The organism is Pseudomonas sp. BW16M2 (genome assembly GCF_014268865.1).
GTDB lineage: Bacteria > Pseudomonadota > Gammaproteobacteria > Pseudomonadales > Pseudomonadaceae > Aquipseudomonas > Aquipseudomonas peradeniyensis.
Window position 1 is genome coordinate 62766 of sequence record NZ_JABWRI010000014.1, and the last position, 17971, is coordinate 80736.

Below are 17971 nucleotides of genomic sequence, written 5' to 3' on the forward strand. Positions count from 1 at the left end.
GATGCAAAGATCGCTGGGGCCGCTTTGCGGCCCTTTCGCGGCACAAGGCCGCTCCTACAGGGGAACGCGTGGAGCCTGAAAGTTGGCGACCAGTGCTCCCCTGCACCCTCGGATTCAGAAGCTGTACTTGGCCGTCAGCATCAGGTTGCGCGGATCGCCAAAGGTATCGCCGCCATAGTTCACCGACTTGGAGATCGACGAGTAGTACTTGCGGTCGAACACGTTGTTGGCGTTGAGCTGCAGGTCCAGGTGCTGGTTGACCGCGTAGCCGGCCATCAGGTCGGTGACGGCGTAGGCGCCCTGCTCGAGGCGGTAGCTGCTGCCGTCGGCCACGGTGAAGTCGTTGTACATGCGGCTCTGCCAGGTGACGCCACCACCGACCCGTAGTTTCTCCAGCGGGCCCTGGAAGTGGTAGGTGGTGAACAGTTTCAACTGGTGCTGCGGCGTGTCGGATTCGAACGGCTTGTTGACCTTGTCCGGGTTCTTCGCGTCCTTGACCGTGTGCACACGGGCATAGGTATAGCCGGCGCCGATCTGCCACTGCTCGGTCAACGCGCCCTGCAGCTCGAAGTCGATACCCTGGCTGCGCACTTCGCCGGAGGCCTCGTAGCAGGCGAACTGGCCGGCCCGGCACAGGCTCTTGTCCACCTCGACCGCGCGGTTCTCCTGATCAATGCGGAACACCGCGAGGCTGGCGTTGAGCGCGCCGTCGAAGTACTCGCCCTTGATGCCCACCTCGTAGTTCTTGCCTTCGATCGGCCGCACCGGCGTGCCGCTGGGGTCCTTGTTGTCCTGAGGCTGGAAGATGTCGGTGTAGCTGGTGTACAGCGAGTGGTGCTCGTCCAGCTCGTAGATCAGTCCGGCATAGCGGGTGACGTTGCGGGTCACCTTGTAGTCGCCCTCGTTGCTGCCGCGCTGGTCGTAGTCGTACCAGTCAAGACGCCCGCCGAGGATCAGCTTGAGCGGGTCGGCCAGGCTCAGGCGGGTGGTGGTGTACACGCCTTCCTGGTTGATCAGGTAGCGGCTGCTGCTAGTGTGCAGGAAGTCCGGTTTGCCGCCATCGATGGGGTAGTCCAGGTCGTAGGGGCTGTAGTTGCGTTCGGTCATGTCGTAGATGCGCTTGCTGGCACCGACCACCAGCTCGTGGCTGCGGCCGAAGGCCTCGAACGGGCCGCTGGCGAAGGTGTCCAGGCCCAGCTGGTTCTCGTCGTGGGCCGATTGGTAGACCGTGCGGCTCAGCGGCTTGGCCAGGTCCCAGCGCGATTGGTACGAGCCGCGGAACAGCGCGTTTTGCTCGCTGTAGATGGCATTGACCTGCAGCTTCCAGTCATTGGCCAGGCGTTGGCGCAGCTCGGCGAACAGGGTGTTGATCTCCTGGTCCTTGACCTCCCAATCGGTGGCTGGGTTGTACGAGCGCGGCAGGTCCTGGTGGTGGCCATTGAGGTCGGTGGGGATTGCGCCCCAGAACACGTTGGTCTTGTCCTTCTGGTGGGAGAGACCAAGCGTCAGGGTGGTGTCCTCGCCCAGGTCGGCCTCGGTGATCGCGTAGAACAGCCCGTGGTCTTCCTGCTGCCCGTCACGGAAACCGTTGGCGTCGCGGTACGAGGCCACCACGCGGCCGCGCAGGGTGCCGCTGTCGTTGAGCGGGCTGGAGGCGTCGAGTTCGCCGCGGTAGTTGTCCCAGCTGCCGGCGGCGCCGGTGAGGGTGACTTTCTGCTCCGCCAGCGGGCGCTTGCGCACCAGGTTGATGGCCGCCGATGGCGTGCCGGAACCGGTGACCAGGCCGGTGGCGCCGCGCACCACCTCGACCCGGTCGAACATCGCCAGGTTGGGCTGGGCGCCGACCACCCAGCCGGTGTAGGCGCTGGGGATGCCGTCGTACATGATGTTGTCGACGTCGAAGCCGCGGGCCTTGTAGGTCTGCCGCCCCGGACCGTTGGACTGGTTGAGGAACAGCCCCGGCGTGTACCTGGCCACATCGTTGATGCTGGTCATGCCCTGGTCGTCCATGCGCTGGCGGGTGATCACGGTCACCGCCTGGGGCGTTTCGCGCATGGTCAGCGGCAGCTTGGTGGCGGTGGCCATGGAGCCGGTGGTGTACGACTTCGACCCCTCGGTGGTGCTGCCCAAGCTGCTGTCGTTGATGGCCGTTGCGCCCAGCTCGATCACGGCCGGCGCTTGCTCCTCGGCCAGCGCCGGGGTGAGGGTCGTCATGCAGATGGCCATGGCCAGCAGGTTGCGGGTGGGCGTAAAGCGGTGAGGGGAGACGTGCAGTGACATGCCGGGCTTTATCCTTATTGCTAGTGCTTATGAGAATAATTAGCAATAAGTGTGTCGGATTGTCAGGCCCGCAACAATGCATTCGAAGCTGGAAATGATGAGTTTTTCACAAATTCAATTCATTTGGATTGGTTGAGTGGCTCCATGAGGCAATCCGTTTTCCCCGCTGGCGCCCGACCTCCAGCGCCTGTCCGTCACGCTGCTTGCCATGCCGCGCCTGGCCGACCAGTTCGGGGATCAGCGGGCCCTCCGGCAGATGACGCCAGAAGCGCCCGGGCAGGTGCTGGCGCAAAGCGCCGGGGTTGAGCCGGGCGGGGTTGAAGGTGTGCCGGTAGTAGGCCAGCCACAGCTCGGCACCGGGGTCCTCGGCGTTGCGCGCCCACTGCCGCCATTGCTCCGGGCATTGGCGTCGGTAGTCCAAATGCTGGCCGTCGAAGCGCACGCCGTCGAGGGGCGTGGCGATCAACCAGCGCTGACGCCCCAGGCGATCGGCGAAATGCCCACAGGCGCTGTCGAGGATATCGTGGGCCGGTTCGTGGTAGGCCACCAGGTCCAGTTGCAACTGCTTGGCCAGTGCCTCGGGCAGCGGCACGAAGCGCACGAAGGCATGCAGGTGATGGGCTTCGCGGCCGACCTGGCGAATGCGCCGCTGCATCTCGCTGCCCAGGCGGTCGCCGGCGAGCATGGCGGTGCGGTCGCCATGGGCGACGCGCCACAGCACTTCGTACAACAGGTTCCAGCGTTGCTCGCCGCGGTAGCGACCGGCCTGTTCCAACTGGGCCAGCAGCGCCGCCGGCACGCGGGCGCGGAACGGACCGGGGCCGGCGGGCAGGGGCGTGGGCACGGCCAGCAGGTCGTCCATACGCGCCTGGCCCCAGGTCACCGTGGCCGGGTCGATGCCATGGCCGAGCAGTTGCCGCGCCTGGTCGCGCCAGGTGGCGAAGTCGTCACCGCAATCCAGCGCAATCATCCCCACAGGCCCATCTGCACCGGTGCCTGGGGTTCGCGCAGGCGGGCGCGCAGCAGGCCGCTGCGCAGTTCGGCCTGGGCCGGGCGGTAGTCGCTGGTGACGATGAACGGGCGGGCCTTGTCCAGCACGCAGCGCAACTGGATCAGGTCGTCGTAGCGGATGCGCCGCTCGCGGCGCAGGGCCACCAGGCGCTGCACGCTGCGCAGGCCGATACCGGGGATGCGCGCCAGCAGGGCCGGCTCGGCGCGGTTGACGTCGAGCGGGAACACCTCGCGGTTGGCCAGCGCCCAGGCCAGCTTGGGGTCGATATCCAGGGCCAGGTTGCCGGTTTCGCCCAGCAGTTCGCCGGCCTTGTAGCCGTAGCCGCGCAGGAGGAAATCGGCCTGGTACAGGCGGTGTTCGCGCAGCAGCGGCGGGGCGGCCAGGGGCACGCTGGACGGGCTGTCGGGGATCGGGCTGAAGGCGGAGTAGTAGACGCGTCTGAGGCCATAGCCCTGGTACAGCGACTCGGCGTTGCGCAGCAGGGAGCTGTCATCGGTGGCGTCGGCACCGACGATGACCTGGGTGCTCTGCCCGGCGGGGGTGAAGCGTGGCGCCCTTGGTTCGCCGGCGACGGCCAGTTGGCCGTGGTGGATCACGCCCATGGCCTGGCGGATGGTGCTGGCGCGTTTTTCCGGGGCCAGGCGTTCGAGGCTGGCGTCGGTGGGCAGCTCGATGTTCACGCTCAGGCGGTCGGCCAGGCGCCCGGCTTCCTCGATCAGCAGCCGGTCGGCGTCGGGGATGGTCTTGAGGTGGATGTAGCCGCGAAAGTCATGTTCTTCGCGCAGCAGGCGGGCCACCCGGATCAACTGCTCCATGGTGTAGTCGGTCGAGCGGATGATGCCGGAGCTGAGAAAAAGGCCGCTGATGCAGTTGCGCCGGTAGAAGTCCAAGGTCAGGCGCACCACTTCCTCGGGGCTGAAGCGCGCCCGCGGCACGTTGCTGGAACGGCGGTTGACGCAGTACTGGCAGTCGTACAGGCAGAAGTTGGTCAGCAGTACCTTGAGCAGCGACACGCAGCGCCCGTCGGGGGTGTAGCTGTGGCAGATGCCCATGCCGTCGGTGGCGCCGAGGCCGTCGCGACCACGGGAGCTGCGCTTGGGGGCGCCGCTGCTGGCGCAGGACGCGTCGTACTTGGCGGCGTCGGCGAGGATGCCGAGCTTGGCGATGAGCTGCATGGGATTGCCCGAGATTACTGTTTATTCATACAGTATTTCGAGATTGAGCTGATGGCAAGTGTTTGCGGGCGGGTTTTGATTGCGTGATGGCACAGAGGTGCCTGGCGAGAGTTCTGTAGCGCCTATCAGATCGAGCGCCGCCCGCGCGGCGCTCGATCTGATAGGCGCTGCAACTCTAACGTCGAACCCCCTGAAAGACCCTCATCTCAAGGCGATCCACCCTCGGCATCCCTGATTACAAAATTGTAATCTTCCCGCCACCCCCCCGATAACCACCCCTGCCTAAAGTCCCTCGCCAAAGCATTCCGCCGCTTGTCGACGAGGACTTCCGCCGTGCCCATCCCCCGCAAGATCGCCTTGCTCTGCCTGTTGCTGGCCGGCCCCGCCGGTGCCCAGGGCCTGAGCCTGGACCAGGCGCTCGACGCCGCCTTCGCCCAGAACCCGGACTTCGCCGCCATCGGCCGCGAAATCGGCATCGCCGAGGGCGAGCGCCGCCAGGCCGGGCTGATCCCCAACCCAGAGCTGTCCTGGGAGGTCGAGGACACCCGCCGCGACACCAGCACCACCACCGTGACCCTCAGCCAGGCCCTGGAGCTGGGCGGCAAGCGCGGCGCGCGGATCGAAGTCGCCGAGGCCGGCCAGGCGATCGCCCGGCTGGAGCTCGAACGCCAGCGCAACAGCCTGCGCGCCGATGTGATCCAGGCCTTCCATGCCGCCTTGCGGGCACAGACCGCGCTGGATCTGGCACAACAGTCGCAGGCGCTGACCGAACGCGGCCTGCGGGTGGTGGAAGGGCGGGTGCGGGCCGGGCAGTCCTCGCCGGTGGAGGCCACCCGTGCCCAGGTCCAGTTGGCCCAGGCCGAGGCGGCAGTGCGTCGGGCACGCACCGAACGAGGCGTGGCCAACCAGGCCCTGGCGCGCCTGACGGGCAGTGCCGAGGCCCGCTTCGAGCGGCTCGACGCGAGTAATCTCTCGCCCGGCCCGGCGCCGCAGAGCGAGCCCCTGCTGGCCAAGGTCGAGCAGACCGCCGAATGGCGCCTGGCCGCAGCGCAGGTCGAGCGTGGCGATGCCAGCCTCGGTTCCGAGAAGGCCCAGCGCATTCCCAACCTGACCGTCAGCCTGGGCAGCCAGTACAGCCGCGAGGACCGTGAGCGGGTCAACGTGGTCGGGCTGTCGATGCCGCTGCCGCTGTTCGACCGCAACCAGGGCAACGTGCTGGCCGCCGCCCGCCGCGCCGACCAGGCCCGCGACCTGCGCAACGCCGTGGATCTGCGCTTGCGCAGCGAAACCCGCAGCGCCCTGGAGCAGTGGGGCACGGCCATGGGTGAGGTCCAGGCCTACGACCGCACCATCCTGCCCGCCGCCCAGCAGGCGGTGGACACCGCCACCCGTGGCTTCGAGATGGGCAAGTTCGCCTTCCTCGATGTGCTCGATGCCCAGCGCACGCTGATTGAGGCACGCGGGCTGTACCTCGAGGCGCTGGCCCAGGCGACCGATGCCCGGGCGCAGGTGGAACGAATCTACGGCGAGCTTTGAGCTTCGACCCATCGCGGGGCAAGCCCGCTCCCACGGGAATGCGTGGGAGCGGGCTTGCCCCGCGATGGGCCCTGAACTGCAACGACTTTTCCAGCAGGAGCAACAATGACCAACCCACGCAAGCTCGCCATCCTCGCCGCTGCCCTGGCCGTTCTCGGCCTCGGTGGCGCGGCCTGGACCGGCACCCTCGGCAAGGCCGGCAGCGACCAGGCCCAGCACGACGACCATGGCGAGGAAGGCCATGGCCATGAAGAAGGAAAGGCAGAGGAGCATGCCGACGAAGAGGGCCAGCTGCACCTCTCCGCCGAGCAGATCCAGGCCGCCGGCGTGCAGCTGGCCACCGCCGGCCCGCGCACCCTGGGCACCGCCATCAGCTTCCCCGGTGAGATCCGCTTCGACGAGGACCGCACCGCCCACGTGGTGCCCCGCGTCCCCGGCGTGGTCGAGTCGGTCCAGGCCGAGCTAGGTCAGGCGGTCAAGCGCGGTCAGGTGCTGGCGGTGATCGCCAGCCAGCAGATCTCCGAACTGCGCAGCGAGCAGCAGGCCGCCCAGCGCCGCCTGGAGCTGGCGCGCCTGACCTTCGAGCGCGAGAAGCAGCTGTGGCAGGAGCGCATCAGCGCCGAGCAGGACTACCTGCAGGCCCGCCAGGCGCTGCAGGAGGCCGAGATCGCCGCCGCCAACGCCGGGCAGAAGGTCGCCGCCGTGGCGCCGGCCGGCAAGGGCAACCGCTACGAGTTGCGCGCGCCGTTCGACGCGGTGGTGGTGGAAAAGCACCTGACCGTGGGCGAGGTGGTGGACGAGACCAGCAACGCCTTCACGCTGTCTGACCTCAGTCGGGTCTGGGCCACCTTCGCCGTTGCTCCACGCGACCTGGACAAGGTGGTCAGCGGCCGTGGCGTCAGCGTCAGCGCGCCGGACCTCGGTGCCCAGGTGGAGGGCAAGGTCAACTACGTCGGCAGCCTGCTCGGCGAGCAGAACCGCGCCGCCACCGTGCGCGCCACCCTGGCCAATCCCAATGGTGCCTGGCGCCCCGGGCTGTTCGTCAACATCGCGGTCACCGTCGAGCGTTTCGACGCCGCCGTGGTGGTGCCGGAAAGCGCCCTGCAGACCTGGGAAGAGCAGACCGTGGTGTTCGCCCGCACCGACGAGGGCTTCGAGGCCCGCCCGGTGAAGACCGGGCGTCGCGACGCCGGCCAGGTGGAAGTGCGCGAAGGGCTGGCCGCCGGCACCGTGGTCGCCGCCGCTGGCAGCTTCGTCCTCAAGTCCGAGCTGGGCAAAGGCTCGGCCGAACACAGCCACTGACCGGGGACGCCATTCATGTTCGAACGTCTTATCCAGTTCGCCATCGAGCAACGCCTGGTGGTGATGCTCGCCGTGGTGCTGATGGCCGCCGTGGGCATCCACAGCTACCAGAAGCTGCCCATCGACGCCGTGCCCGACATCACCAACGTGCAGGTGCAGATCAACACCGCCGCGCCCGGCTACTCGCCGCTGGAGACCGAGCAGCGCATCACCTTCGCCATCGAGACCGCCATGGCCGGCCTGCCGGGCCTCAAGCAGACCCGCTCGCTGTCGCGTTCGGGGCTGTCCCAGGTGACGGTGATCTTCGATGACGGCACCGACATCTTCTTCGCCCGCCAGCTGGTCAACGAGCGCCTGCAGGTGGCCCGCGAGCAGTTGCCCGAAGGCATCGAGGCGGCCATGGGGCCGATCTCCACCGGCCTTGGCGAGATCTTCCTGTGGACGGTCGAGGCCAAGGAGGGCGCGCTGAAGGATGACGGCACGCCCTATACCGCCACTGACCTGCGGGTGATCCAGGACTGGATCATCAAGCCGCAACTGCGCAACGTGCCGGGCGTGGCCGAGGTGAACAGTATCGGCGGCCATGCCAAGCAGTACCTGATTGCCCCCGAGCCCAAGCGCCTGGCGGCCTACAAGCTGACCCTCAACGACCTGGTCGCGGCGCTCGAGCGCAACAACGCCAACGTCGGCGCCGGCTACATCGAGCGCAACGGCGAGCAGTTGCTGATCCGTGCCCCGGGCCAGGTGGCCTCGGCCGAGGACATCGCCAACATCGTCATCTCCAGCGTCGATGGCACGCCGATCCGCGTCAGCCATGTCGCCCAGGTCGGCCTGGGCCAGGAGCTGCGCTCGGGCGCGGCCACCGAGAATGGTCGCGAGGTGGTGCTGGGCACGGTGTTCATGCTGATCGGCGAGAACAGCCGCACGGTATCCCAGGCGGTAGCGGCCAAGCTCGAGGAGATCAACCGCAGCCTGCCCAAGGGCGTGGTGGCGATCACCGTCTATGACCGCACCAACCTGGTGGAAAAAGCCATCGCCACGGTGAAGAAGAACCTCATCGAAGGCGCGATCCTGGTCATCGCCGTATTGTTCCTGTTCCTGGGCAACATCCGCGCGGCGCTGATCACCGCCATGGTCATCCCGCTGTCGATGCTGTTCACCTTCACCGGCATGTTCAGCAACAAGGTCAGCGCCAACCTGATGAGCCTGGGTGCGCTGGACTTCGGCATCATCGTCGACGGCGCGGTGGTGATCGTCGAGAACGCCATCCGCCGCCTGGCCCATGCCCAGCAGCATCATGGCCGCATGCTGACCCGTTCCGAGCGCTTCCACGAAGTGTTCGCCGCCGCCCGCGAGGCGCGCCGCCCGCTGATCTACGGGCAACTGATCATCATGGTGGTGTACCTGCCGATCTTTGCCCTGACCGGGGTCGAGGGCAAGATGTTCCATCCCATGGCCTTCACCGTGGTAATGGCGCTGCTGGGGGCGATGATCCTCTCGGTGACCTTCGTGCCGGCGGCCCTGGCGCTGTTCGTCACCGGCAAGGTGAAGGAGGAGGAGGGCGTGGTCATGCGCACCGCCCGCCGCCGCTACGCCCCGGTGCTGGACTGGGTGCTGGGCCGGCGCAACCTGGCCTTCGCCGGCGCCGCCACTCTGGTACTGCTGTCCGGTGTGCTGGCCAGCCGCATGGGCAGCGAGTTCATCCCCAGCCTCAGCGAGGGCGATTTCGCCCTGCAGGCCCTGCGTGTACCGGGCACCAGCCTGTCGCAGTCGGTGGACATGCAGCAGCGCCTGGAGAAGACCATCATCGCCCAGGTGCCGGAAGTCGAGCGGGTGTTCGCCCGCACCGGCACCGCCGAGATCGCCTCCGACCCGATGCCACCGAACATCTCCGATGCCTACGTGATGCTCAAGCCCCGCGAGCAATGGCAGGACCCGGGCAAGCCGCGCGATGAGCTGATCGCCGAGGTGCAGCGCGCCGCCGCCAGCGTGCCGGGCAGCAACTACGAGCTGTCGCAGCCGATCCAGCTGCGCTTCAACGAACTGATCTCCGGGGTGCGCAGCGATGTCGCGGTGAAGGTGTTCGGCGACGACATGGAGGTGCTCAACCGTACCGCCGCGCAGATCGCCGCGAGCCTGCAGCAGGTGCCGGGAGCCTCCGAGGTGAAGGTCGAGCAGACCACAGGCCTGCCGGTGCTGACCATCGATATCGACCGTGACAAGGCGGCCCGTTACGGCCTGAACGTGGGCGACGTGCAGGACGCCATCGCCATCGCCGTGGGGGGGCGCACTGCCGGCACCCTATACGAAGGCGACCGCCGTTTCGACATGGTGGTGCGCCTGTCGGAGGCGCTGCGCACCGATGTCGACGGCTTGTCTGGCCTGCTTATACCGGTTCCGGCCAGCGCGGCCGCCGGTGCCTCGCAGATCGGCTTCATCCCGCTGTCGCAGGTGGCTACCCTGAACCTGCAACTGGGCCCCAACCAGGTCAGCCGCGAGGATGGCAAGCGCGTGGTGGTGGTCAGCGCCAACGTGCGCGGGCGTGACCTGGGCTCGTTCGTCGAACAGGCCTCGCAGACGCTGATCGACCAGGTGCAGATCCTGCCGGGTTACTGGACCCGCTGGGGTGGCCAGTTCGAGCAGCTGCAGTCGGCGGCCGAGCGCCTGCGGGTAGTGGTGCCGGTCTCGTTGCTGCTGGTCATGGCCTTGCTGCTGATGATGTTCAACAATCTCAAGGATGGCCTGCTGGTGTTCACCGGTATCCCCTTCGCCTTGACCGGCGGGGTGTTGGCGCTGTGGCTGCGGGATATCCCGCTGTCGATCTCGGCGGGGGTGGGCTTTATTGCGTTGTCGGGCGTGGCGGTGCTCAACGGCCTGGTGATGATTGCCTTCATTCGCAACCTGCGCGAGGAAGGCCGGGGCCTGCGCGCGGCAGTGGAAGAGGGTGCGTTGACACGTCTGCGGCCGGTGCTGATGACCGCGCTGGTGGCGTCGCTGGGGTTCATTCCCATGGCCCTGGCCACCGGCACCGGCGCCGAGGTGCAGCGGCCGCTGGCGACGGTGGTGATCGGCGGGATCCTGTCGTCGACGGCGCTGACCTTGCTGGTGTTGCCGGCGTTGTATCAGTGGGCGCATCGGCGGGATGAACCAGGGGTAGCGTAGGGCCCTTTCGCGGGGCAAGCCCGCTCCCACGAAGCCCGCTTCCACGAAGGTGTCGCTTCGTGGGAGCGGGCTTGCCCCGCGATGGTTTTAGCGCCGCCGCCACAGCCAGTGATCCAGGCTCAACCTGCCAGCCCCCTTCAACAGCAACGGCAGCAACGCCACCAGGTAGATCAGCGGCAGCTTGAAGTTGCCAAAGCCCTGGTCGGTGATCGCATACCCCCGTCCCAGTTCCGCCAGGCTCGACCACTGGCTCGGCCAGTGCACCGCGGCAATCGCCACCACCGTCACCATCATCAGCACCGCCGAGGCCAGCCGGGTACCGAGCCCCAACAGCAGGAGCAGCGGGCAGATCAATTCGGCCCACATCGACAGCTGCCAGTTGAGGTCTGCCGGCAGCAGGTTGAACGGGAACGGAAAACTACCTTGCAGGTCGGCGAACCAGTTGGCGCCGTTGAACTTCTCCAGGCCCGATTCGAAGAACTCCCAGGCCAGGAACAGGCGCAGTGGCAGGTCGGCGCTCCAGTTGCCGGTGTGATCAAGGGCGTTGAACAGCTTCCATTCAGCAAACAGTGGCAGGGCTTTCATGGGTAGGCTTCCCGGTGCAGGCGGCAACGGCGGGGTGCCGTCGCGCTGTTGTGGCCGGGAGTGTGTAGGGCGGGGGTATCGGCAGTGTGTCGGGAGCGATGGGTTTATGTATCGCTGTGTAGCGAGGCTTAGCGGTTGCTGGTCAGGCGCTGTTGCGCCGCCGCGCAGCCGTTGATGTCCACCGCCTTCTGCAGGAAGGCCTGGCGCTGGCGGGGGTCGAGCTCACCGAGCAGCCGGTAGATCTCGGCCTGGTAGTCGCGCTGGCGCCCCCACTGCATTTGCAGGCCTTGCGGGCGGGTGCGGCTGCACGCCAGGCGGGTGGCCGGCTGGGGGTAGTAGGCGGCGTACAGGGTGGCCATGCTGGGGACCGCCTCCAGGGCCTCGCGGTAGGCGGGGCTGGTATTGTACGGTGAACACCAGTGGGCGATGGCCAGTGCAGGCGGGGCGAAGCCTTGCTTGAGGCTGGCCTCCAGCAACGGGCAGGCGGCCTCGGCGATCTGTCCTGCCGGCAGATAGGTGGTGTAGTACAGCGCCAGGCGGTACTGCGCCACCGGGTGGCCGAGGGCCACGGACCTCTTCAGCAGGGCCACCGCCGTTGGCAGCGTGTGGGCCATCGCCTGGCCTTGGCGGCTGAGCTCGGGGTCGCCGCCGGCGGTGCGCAGCGGGCTGGCGCCGTCGTCCTGGCTGTCAGCCTGCTCCAGCAGCGGCAATGCCTGGCGATAGAGCAGGTCGGCATGGGGGTCGATGTTCACGTCCAGGGCCTGGGCGCCTGTGGCGGCCAGCAGCAACGGCAACGACGCGACCAGACAGGCGCGGGGGCGGGCCAGAAGCGAGGGGACGGCGGGAATGGTCATGGCAGTTACACGGTGCCTCGGGCGAATCAGGAGCGACGACGGCCTATTCTATCCGTCCGCGTGCCTTCCCCGAAAGCCCGGTGTCCGCTCATCAGACCAGCTTTATCGGCGCGACCTTGCGCAGGGCCTGTCTTTCCTGGGCCAGCCCCAGCTTGGCGGTAATCACCTTGGCCAGTGCGTTGTTACCCAAATCATTGAAGTGCAGGCGGTCGACGAACAGGTGCTCGGCGAACACCGGCGAGCTGCTGAGCATGCTGTTCATGTCGTAGCAGGGAACCGGGTCGGCCTGGCTCTTGATGCGACGGAAGAAGGCCATGTGCAACTGGCTGTCGAAGGTGTCGCCGAGCAGGCGGTCGAAATTCGACGGCTGGCGCTCAAGATTTGCGAGCATGGCCTGTTCCGCCCTGGGCAATGCCTCGCGGCACCAGGGCAGCAGCGGTTGCAGGATGAAGGTGAGGGTGGTGTGGCCGTCCGCCAGCAGGCGGTCCCACTGGCGCAGGGTACGGCCCACGGCATCGGCGGCGCGGATCAGGCGTTTGTCCGGGCTCGACAGCGGCTCCACCTGCGGCCAGTGTGCCTCCCGGGCCGGCGCCAGGAGCTGGCCCAGGCGTTGCCAGAATGATTCGCGGCGCGCTTCGCCTGGCGTTTGCACGCCTTCGTTGAAACGGTTGAGGAAATCCTGGTAGGCCTGCGCCCGGTGCGGGTCCTGCGCGCCGGACAGCACCTCGGCGAGGGCCTCCTGGGCCAGCGTGTTCAGGCCGCTGAGCACCACCACGTGGCCGATCTGGCCGAAACGGTGCTGATGGGTGAGGAACATCAGCAGTTCCTGGGTGGCGTTGAGCCCGCAGCCGGCCAGGCTCAGCCAGATCTCGCCGGTCAGCACCGACAGGTACGAGGCCACGGTGTGTTCGTCGGAACTGGCGCCGATGCCCATGGCGGTGGAGCCGCCCACCAGCAGGTTGACCCGCGCCGCGCCACCGCGCTCGGCCACCGAGAAGCGCTTGCCGGCGCAATGGCTGTAGCGCATGCCCAGGGCATCGGTGTTGATGGTGCCGGAGCGATAGCCGCGCTCGTGCACGTACAGCGTGTGCGGCGCGCGGCGGCTGCCCAACTGCAGGAAACGCTGGTAATCCTGCGCCAGGGGGTCGGATGTGCCCATGCTGCCGGTGGCGGCGGGGTCGATCGGGGTCATGGGCGCTCCTTCTTTTCGGGGTTGGCTCAGGCGGCCAGCTCCTTGAGGTTGTAGGCCAGGCCGACGGCGGCGATCAGCAGCAGGGCGACGCCCGAGGCCAGGCTGATCACCCGGTTGCTGCGCGGCGAGGCGATCTTGCCGATGGCGAAGATGTACAGGCTGAGCACGGCGAAATCGATGGCGATCCACAGCGCCGACAGCACCACCATGCTCTTGCCGAACGACTCGGTGATCTGGATGAACTGCGGGAAGAAGGCGATGAAGAAGATGATGTCCTTGGGGTTGGAGATACCGACCATGAAGCCCTGCAGCAGGCCCCCGCGGCCCGCTTGCGTGCTGGCCGGGGCCTGCGGGGAGCTGTCGACCGGGGCCTGCAGCGCCTCGCGCAGGGTGCCCAGGGCGATGTAGCCGATGAACAGGCAGCCCAGCAGGCTCATGGCGCTGAGCCAGGTCTTGTCGATGGCCGCGCTGGTGAGAATGATCCAGGCGGCCGCGCCGATCAGCACCAGTGACGCCCAGTTGGTGCCGACGGCGGTGAACAGGGCCTTGCGCGAGCCCGAGGCGGCGGCGGTGTTGACGATCAGGGCCACCACCGGGCCGGGTGTGGCGATCAGCAGCAGGACGGTGAGGGCGTAGGTGGCGGTCAGTGCGGTATTCACGATCAGTTCTCGGTGAGGGTTGCAGCGGTTGCGTGGGCATGGAACGGGCAGCGCGCCGGGCTCGGCGAACCGGGCTCCTGCAGTTGGTACTGCTTCCATTCGAAGTTGTCGTCCTGGCCGAAGAAGCCCAGGGTGTCGGGCATGACGCCGTCGTTGTAGTGGCGCACCCGATCGCGGATGCGTGCGCGGATGCGCTGGCCGCTTTCGGTGCTGGCGCTGGCGACCTCGTCGAAGCTTTCCCGCGGGTTGATGACGAAGGCGATGTGCCGGCCCAGGTTGCGGCTTTTCATCAAGCGGTGGGCGGGGAAGCTCATGTTGATGAACAGCGGCATGCCGGCGAAGCAGAACGACCAGCGCGTGTCGTGCGGGTCCTGCGGTACCTCTTCGGGCCAGGGCTGCGGGTCGCGTGCATGGACCTGGTTCAGCACATCCCACGCCAGTGCCTGCTGCGCCTGCAGCGTTGTGTCGGGCGCCGTTTCGAGGAACACCATCAGCGGGTTGCCGATGCGCTGCTTGAGCGGAATCGGTTCGATGGTGCGGATGTAGTCGCCCAGGCCCCGGGCGATATCGTCGGCCAGCCGATCGGCACGGGCGAAGACGATATGGCAGGTGCGCGCATTGACCGCCTTGCGCCCGAACAGGCACGGGAAGTCGGGGTTGGCGAGGGTTTCCTTGAAATGTTCTATGGTCTTGTGCGTCCAGTGGTGGCGGTTCTGGACATGTTCATCGGCGAGCTCCAGCGCATCCAGGCGGTAGCAGTTTCCATAACCCGTAAACATGATTTCCCCAGGCATATCCGTATGCAGTGTTTAGTAGGACTTCTCGTTCAATAGATCGTTTTCGTTACATCTCAGCCGGTTTGCTATATTTAATTGTTATTTACCGGCATTTTCCGAGATGGTTCGCGCGTTGTAAAACGCCTGGATCTATGACCTACTATTAGCTTAACTCATGCTCTGGAAGGCGCCATGTCGGAACGGATTCAAGCCTTGCACGCCCTGCGCGCCTTCGAAGTGGCCTCGCGCTACGGCTCCTTCACCCGCGCGGCCCAGGAGCTGGCCCTGACCCAGGGCGCGGTCAGCCACCACATCAAGACCCTCGAAGCCCTGTTCGGCTGCGACCTGTTCGAGCGTCGCGGCCCCAAGCTGCGCCTGACCGAGCATGGCCGGCTGCTGGCCCAGGAACTCAAGGTCGGCTTCAAGATCATCGAGAACGCCTGCGCGCTGTTGCGCCAGGACCGCTACGGCGTGCGCCTGAAGGCGCCGTCCACGCTCACCGTGCGCTGGCTGCTCAGGGCCCTGGACGGCTTCAAGCGGGTCGACAACAGCTGCTCGGTGCAACTGTCCAGCGTGTGGATGGACATCGACGCGGTGGACTTCTATTCCGAACCCTATGACTGCGCCATCCTGCTGGGCAACGGGCGCTTCCCGGCAGACGTGGAGAGCCTGAAGCTGTTCGATGAATGGCTGATCCCGGTGTGCCACCCGAGCTACCTCGAGCAGGCCCGACCGGAACTGTCGGTGCTCTCCGGCTGCGAGTTCCTCCACCCCTCGCCGGACCGCCGCGACTGGCGGCGCTGGCTGGCGCGCATGGACGCGCTGGACATCAGCATCGACCAGGGCCAGGTATTCGACACCCTCGACCAAGGCATCTCGGCCGCCCAGCAGGGGTTGGGTATCTCGGTGGTCGACCTGGTGCTGGCCAGCGCCGACCTGGCCGCGGGCAACCTGGTCACGCCGTTCCCCCACGCAGTGGCCACCGGCGACGGCTACTACATGACCTGGCTCAAGGCCAGCCCCAAGGCCCACCAGATGCACAAGCTGCGCGACTACCTGGTGGCGCAGGTGCCGGCGTTGTCGCACAAGGACATCAGCTACCTGTACGGCTGAGGTCGGTGGCGGGCAGCACGCGTTCGAGCATGAAGTCGATGAACACCCGCAGCTTGGGCGGCATCTGCCGACCCGATGGCCACAGCAGGTAGAAGCTGCCGCGCCGCTCCATGAAGCTGTCGAGCACGCTCACCAGGCTGCCTGCCGCCAGTTCCTTGCGCACGCTGAAGTCCGGCAGGCAGGTGATGCCACGGTGGTTGAGGGCGAAGCAGATGCGCGTCTCGACGTGGTTGCAGACCATCGAGATGGGAATCGCGTAGTCCTGCTCGGGGTGCTCCCGGCGCAGCGGCCAGGCCTCCAGCTTGCCGCTGCTGGGGAAGCGGTAGTGCAGGCAGCTGTGCCCGGCCAGTTCACGGGGATGCTGCGGCGTGCCGCGCTCGCGCAGGTACTCCGGGGACGCCACCAGGCGATGCTGGAAGTGCCCGAGGAACTTGGCGTTGAGCCGCGAATCCAGCGGCTGGCCACCGCGCATCACCACGTCGAAGCCTTCGCCGACGATGTCCACCATGCGGTCGCTGAAGTCCAGGTCCAGTTCGATCTCGGGATAGCGCGCCATGAACTCGGCCAGCGCCGGCATCACCAGCCCGGTCACCTGCGGCAGGCTCACCCGCAGACGGCCGCGAGGCGCGCCGCTGGCCTGGGACAGTTCCTGTTCGGTGGCTTCGATTTCGGCGAGGATGCGCCGGCTGCGTTCGAGGAACAGCGTGCCCTCGGCGGTCAGGGTGATGCTGCGCGTGCTGCGGTGGAACAGGCGCACGCCCAGGCGTTCTTCCAGCCGCGCCACGCGCTTGCCCACGGCGGAGGCGCTGATCCCCAGCGACTGGCCGGCGGCGACGAAACTGCGGGTCTCGGCGACCCGGTTGAAGATCATGAAGCCGCTGAGGCTGTCCATGCTGCTCTCCGATTGCGGACATTGATGTCCTGACTGAGTGGAATTGTACCCGGCTTTTTCCGCAATACCTCAGCGGCGCACCATGCCTGCCTTGATCGATAGCCGGAGACAACCATGCATTCACCTTCCCCGACCGCGAGCGTCGCCGCATCCCCCGCCAGCGCCACGCGCCTGCCCCTGAGTGGCCTGCTGGCCCTGGCCCTGACCGGCTTCATCGCCATCCTCAGCGAAACCCTGCCGGCCGGCCTGCTCGACCAGATCGCCGACGGCATGCAGATCAGCCAGGCCATGGCCGGGCAGTGGGTCACGGCCTATGCCCTGGGTTCGCTGCTCACCGCCATTCCGCTGGTAACCCTGACCCAGGGCTGGTGGCGACGCCGCGCACTGCTGCTGGCGATCGCCGGCTTTGTCCTGTTCAACGGGCTGACCGCCGTGTCGCCGGACAACACCCTCACCCTGTGCCTGCGCTTTCTCACCGGTGCCGCCGCCGGGCTGGCCTGGGGGCTGATTGCCGGCCATGCACGACGCATGGTGGCGCCGGCCCAGCAGGGCAGGGCCATGGCGGTGGCGATGCTGGGCCAGCCCATCGCGCTGTCGCTGGGCCTGCCCATCGGCACCTGGCTCGGCGCCTGGCTGGGCTGGCGCGCGGCCTTCGTGGTGGTCACGGTCGCGGCGTTGCTGCTGACCGTCTGGGTGGTGCGGGCGGTGCCGGATTTCCCCGGCCAGGCCACCGGCAAGCGCCCCGCGGCACTGGCGGTGCTGCGCACGCCGGGCGTGGCGCGGGTGTTGCTGGTGATCCTGGCGTGGATCCTCGGGCACAACATCCTCTACACCTACATCGTGCCGCTGCTGGCGGCGGCGAGCATGGCAGCCGAGGTGGGCCAGGTGCTGATGACTTTCGGCCTGGCCTCGCTGGCCGGCATCGTGCTGGTGGGCCTGGGTGTCGACCGTCATCTGCGCGGGCTGGTGTTGCTGTGCCTGGCCGGGTTCGCCCTGGCGACCCTGGCCTTGGGGCAGGCGCAGGGTGCTGCCTGGCTGGTGCATGTCAGCGTGGCGCTGTGGGGGATGACCTATGGCGGTGCGCCGACGCTGTTGCAGACCGCCTGTGCCGATGCGGCGGGTGAGGGCGGGGATGTGGCGCAGTCGATGCTGGTGACGGTGTGGAACAGCGCGATTGCCCTGGGCGGGGTTGTTGGCGGGCTGCTGCTGGTCGGCGCCGGGGTCGGGTCGTTTGGTGCGGTGGTGCTGGGGTTGGTGGCGCTGGCGTGGCTGCTGGTGTTGAGCGGGCGGCGGACCGGGTTCGTCGCGGGCGCACGTTAGCCTGATCGGACGCAATCGCGGGGCAAGCCCGCTCCCACGTTCGAATCCTGGCAGGGCGTGGGAGCGGGCTTGCCCCGCGATAGGGCCAGACCTGGAAATACCCCTTTATGGCA

At 67.4% G+C, this 17971-nt stretch carries 14 protein-coding genes; 5 read left to right on the forward strand and 9 right to left on the reverse strand.

Going from position 1 to position 17971, the window contains the following annotated elements:
• Window positions 1-114: 114 nt before the first annotated feature.
• From HU735_RS14655 to HU735_RS14665, 3 genes are all read right to left on the reverse strand, one after another.
• A complete protein-coding gene (locus HU735_RS14655) occupies window positions 115-2280 on the reverse strand; it encodes a TonB-dependent siderophore receptor (protein WP_186714087.1) in 2166 nt (721 codons plus the stop codon).
• A gap of 106 nt (window positions 2281-2386) precedes the next feature.
• Entirely contained in the window at window positions 2387-3250 is an 864-nt protein-coding gene (locus HU735_RS14660; protein ID WP_186714088.1) for a TIGR03915 family putative DNA repair protein, read from the reverse strand.
• Window positions 3247-4467, reverse strand: coding sequence for a putative DNA modification/repair radical SAM protein (locus HU735_RS14665; protein ID WP_186714089.1), 1221 nt, complete (start codon window positions 4465-4467; stop codon window positions 3247-3249). The genes HU735_RS14660 and HU735_RS14665 overlap by 4 nt, the downstream gene beginning before the upstream one ends.
• Window positions 4468-4800: 333 nt before the next feature.
• On the opposite strand from HU735_RS14665, the gene HU735_RS14670 reads away from it, so the two are divergent.
• The 3 genes from HU735_RS14670 to HU735_RS14680 all read left to right on the forward strand — a co-directional run bounded on the left by HU735_RS14670 (window position 4801) and on the right by HU735_RS14680 (window position 10467).
• The gene (locus tag HU735_RS14670; protein WP_186714090.1) at window positions 4801-6003 is read left to right on the forward strand and encodes a TolC family protein; all 1203 of its coding nucleotides are present in this window, start codon (window positions 4801-4803) and stop codon (window positions 6001-6003) included.
• A 105-nt stretch (window positions 6004-6108) separates the two neighbouring features.
• Window positions 6109-7305: an efflux RND transporter periplasmic adaptor subunit gene (locus HU735_RS14675; protein WP_186714091.1), complete on the forward strand. Its 1197-nt coding sequence runs from the start codon at window positions 6109-6111 to the stop codon at window positions 7303-7305.
• Window positions 7306-7320: 15 nt separating this feature from the next.
• Window positions 7321-10467, forward strand: a complete 3147-nt coding sequence (locus tag HU735_RS14680) for a CusA/CzcA family heavy metal efflux RND transporter (RefSeq protein WP_186714092.1) — start codon at window positions 7321-7323, stop codon at window positions 10465-10467.
• A gap of 87 nt (window positions 10468-10554) precedes the next feature.
• Here HU735_RS14680 and HU735_RS14685 read toward each other — a convergent pair whose 3' ends face one another.
• From HU735_RS14685 to HU735_RS14705, 5 genes are all read right to left on the reverse strand, one after another.
• The gene (locus HU735_RS14685) at window positions 10555-11052 is read right to left on the reverse strand and encodes a DoxX family protein (RefSeq protein WP_186714093.1); all 498 of its coding nucleotides are present in this window, start codon (window positions 11050-11052) and stop codon (window positions 10555-10557) included.
• A gap of 128 nt (window positions 11053-11180) precedes the next feature.
• Window positions 11181-11906, reverse strand: a complete 726-nt coding sequence (locus tag HU735_RS14690) for a sel1 repeat family protein (RefSeq protein WP_186714094.1) — start codon at window positions 11904-11906, stop codon at window positions 11181-11183.
• A gap of 91 nt (window positions 11907-11997) precedes the next feature.
• Window positions 11998-13098 carry a hypothetical protein gene (locus HU735_RS14695; protein WP_238349822.1) on the reverse strand — a complete coding sequence of 367 codons (1101 nt, stop codon included), beginning with the start codon at window positions 13096-13098 and terminating at the stop codon, window positions 11998-12000.
• Between the two features lie 26 nt (window positions 13099-13124).
• Entirely contained in the window at window positions 13125-13757 is a 633-nt protein-coding gene (locus HU735_RS14700) for a LysE family transporter (protein ID WP_186714095.1), read from the reverse strand.
• Between the two features lie 2 nt (window positions 13758-13759).
• Complete coding sequence (locus tag HU735_RS14705) at window positions 13760-14536, reverse strand: YqcI/YcgG family protein (RefSeq protein ID WP_186714096.1); 777 nt, start codon at window positions 14534-14536, stop codon at window positions 13760-13762.
• Between the two features lie 189 nt (window positions 14537-14725).
• Between HU735_RS14705 and HU735_RS14710 the strand changes: the two genes are divergently transcribed.
• Window positions 14726-15646, forward strand: a complete 921-nt coding sequence (locus HU735_RS14710; protein ID WP_050705137.1) for a LysR substrate-binding domain-containing protein — start codon at window positions 14726-14728, stop codon at window positions 15644-15646.
• On the opposite strand, the gene HU735_RS14715 is transcribed toward HU735_RS14710, so the two are convergent.
• Window positions 15627-16538 carry a LysR family transcriptional regulator gene (locus tag HU735_RS14715; RefSeq protein WP_186714097.1) on the reverse strand — a complete coding sequence of 304 codons (912 nt, stop codon included), beginning with the start codon at window positions 16536-16538 and terminating at the stop codon, window positions 15627-15629. The genes HU735_RS14710 and HU735_RS14715 overlap by 20 nt on opposite strands.
• Window positions 16539-16652: 114 nt before the next feature.
• Between HU735_RS14715 and HU735_RS14720 the strand changes: the two genes are divergently transcribed.
• On the forward strand, window positions 16653-17858 hold the full coding sequence (locus tag HU735_RS14720; RefSeq protein ID WP_186714098.1) for an MFS transporter: 1206 nt from the start codon (window positions 16653-16655) through the stop codon (window positions 17856-17858).
• Window positions 17859-17971 lie beyond the last annotated feature (113 nt).

Excerpts from the sequence above, each read along its gene's own strand:
- HU735_RS14655 (WP_186714087.1), bottom strand. The coding sequence starts at position 2,280 with ATGTCACTGCACGTCTCCCCTCACCGCTTTACGCCCACCCGCAACCTG.
- HU735_RS14660 (WP_186714088.1), bottom strand. The coding sequence starts at position 3,250 with ATGATTGCGCTGGATTGCGGTGACGACTTCGCCACCTGGCGCGACCAG.
- HU735_RS14665 (WP_186714089.1), bottom strand. The coding sequence starts at position 4,467 with ATGCAGCTCATCGCCAAGCTCGGCATCCTCGCCGACGCCGCCAAGTAC.
- HU735_RS14675 (WP_186714091.1), top strand. The coding sequence starts at position 6,109 with ATGACCAACCCACGCAAGCTCGCCATCCTCGCCGCTGCCCTGGCCGTT.
- HU735_RS14680 (WP_186714092.1), top strand. The coding sequence starts at position 7,321 with ATGTTCGAACGTCTTATCCAGTTCGCCATCGAGCAACGCCTGGTGGTG.
- HU735_RS14685 (WP_186714093.1), bottom strand. The coding sequence starts at position 11,052 with ATGAAAGCCCTGCCACTGTTTGCTGAATGGAAGCTGTTCAACGCCCTT.
- HU735_RS14690 (WP_186714094.1), bottom strand. The coding sequence starts at position 11,906 with ATGACCATTCCCGCCGTCCCCTCGCTTCTGGCCCGCCCCCGCGCCTGT.
- HU735_RS14695 (WP_238349822.1), bottom strand. The coding sequence starts at position 13,098 with ATGACCCCGATCGACCCCGCCGCCACCGGCAGCATGGGCACATCCGAC.
- HU735_RS14705 (WP_186714096.1), bottom strand. The coding sequence starts at position 14,536 with ATGTTTACGGGTTATGGAAACTGCTACCGCCTGGATGCGCTGGAGCTC.
- HU735_RS14710 (WP_050705137.1), top strand. The coding sequence starts at position 14,726 with ATGTCGGAACGGATTCAAGCCTTGCACGCCCTGCGCGCCTTCGAAGTG.
- HU735_RS14715 (WP_186714097.1), bottom strand. The coding sequence starts at position 16,538 with ATGGACAGCCTCAGCGGCTTCATGATCTTCAACCGGGTCGCCGAGACC.
- HU735_RS14720 (WP_186714098.1), top strand. The coding sequence starts at position 16,653 with ATGCATTCACCTTCCCCGACCGCGAGCGTCGCCGCATCCCCCGCCAGC.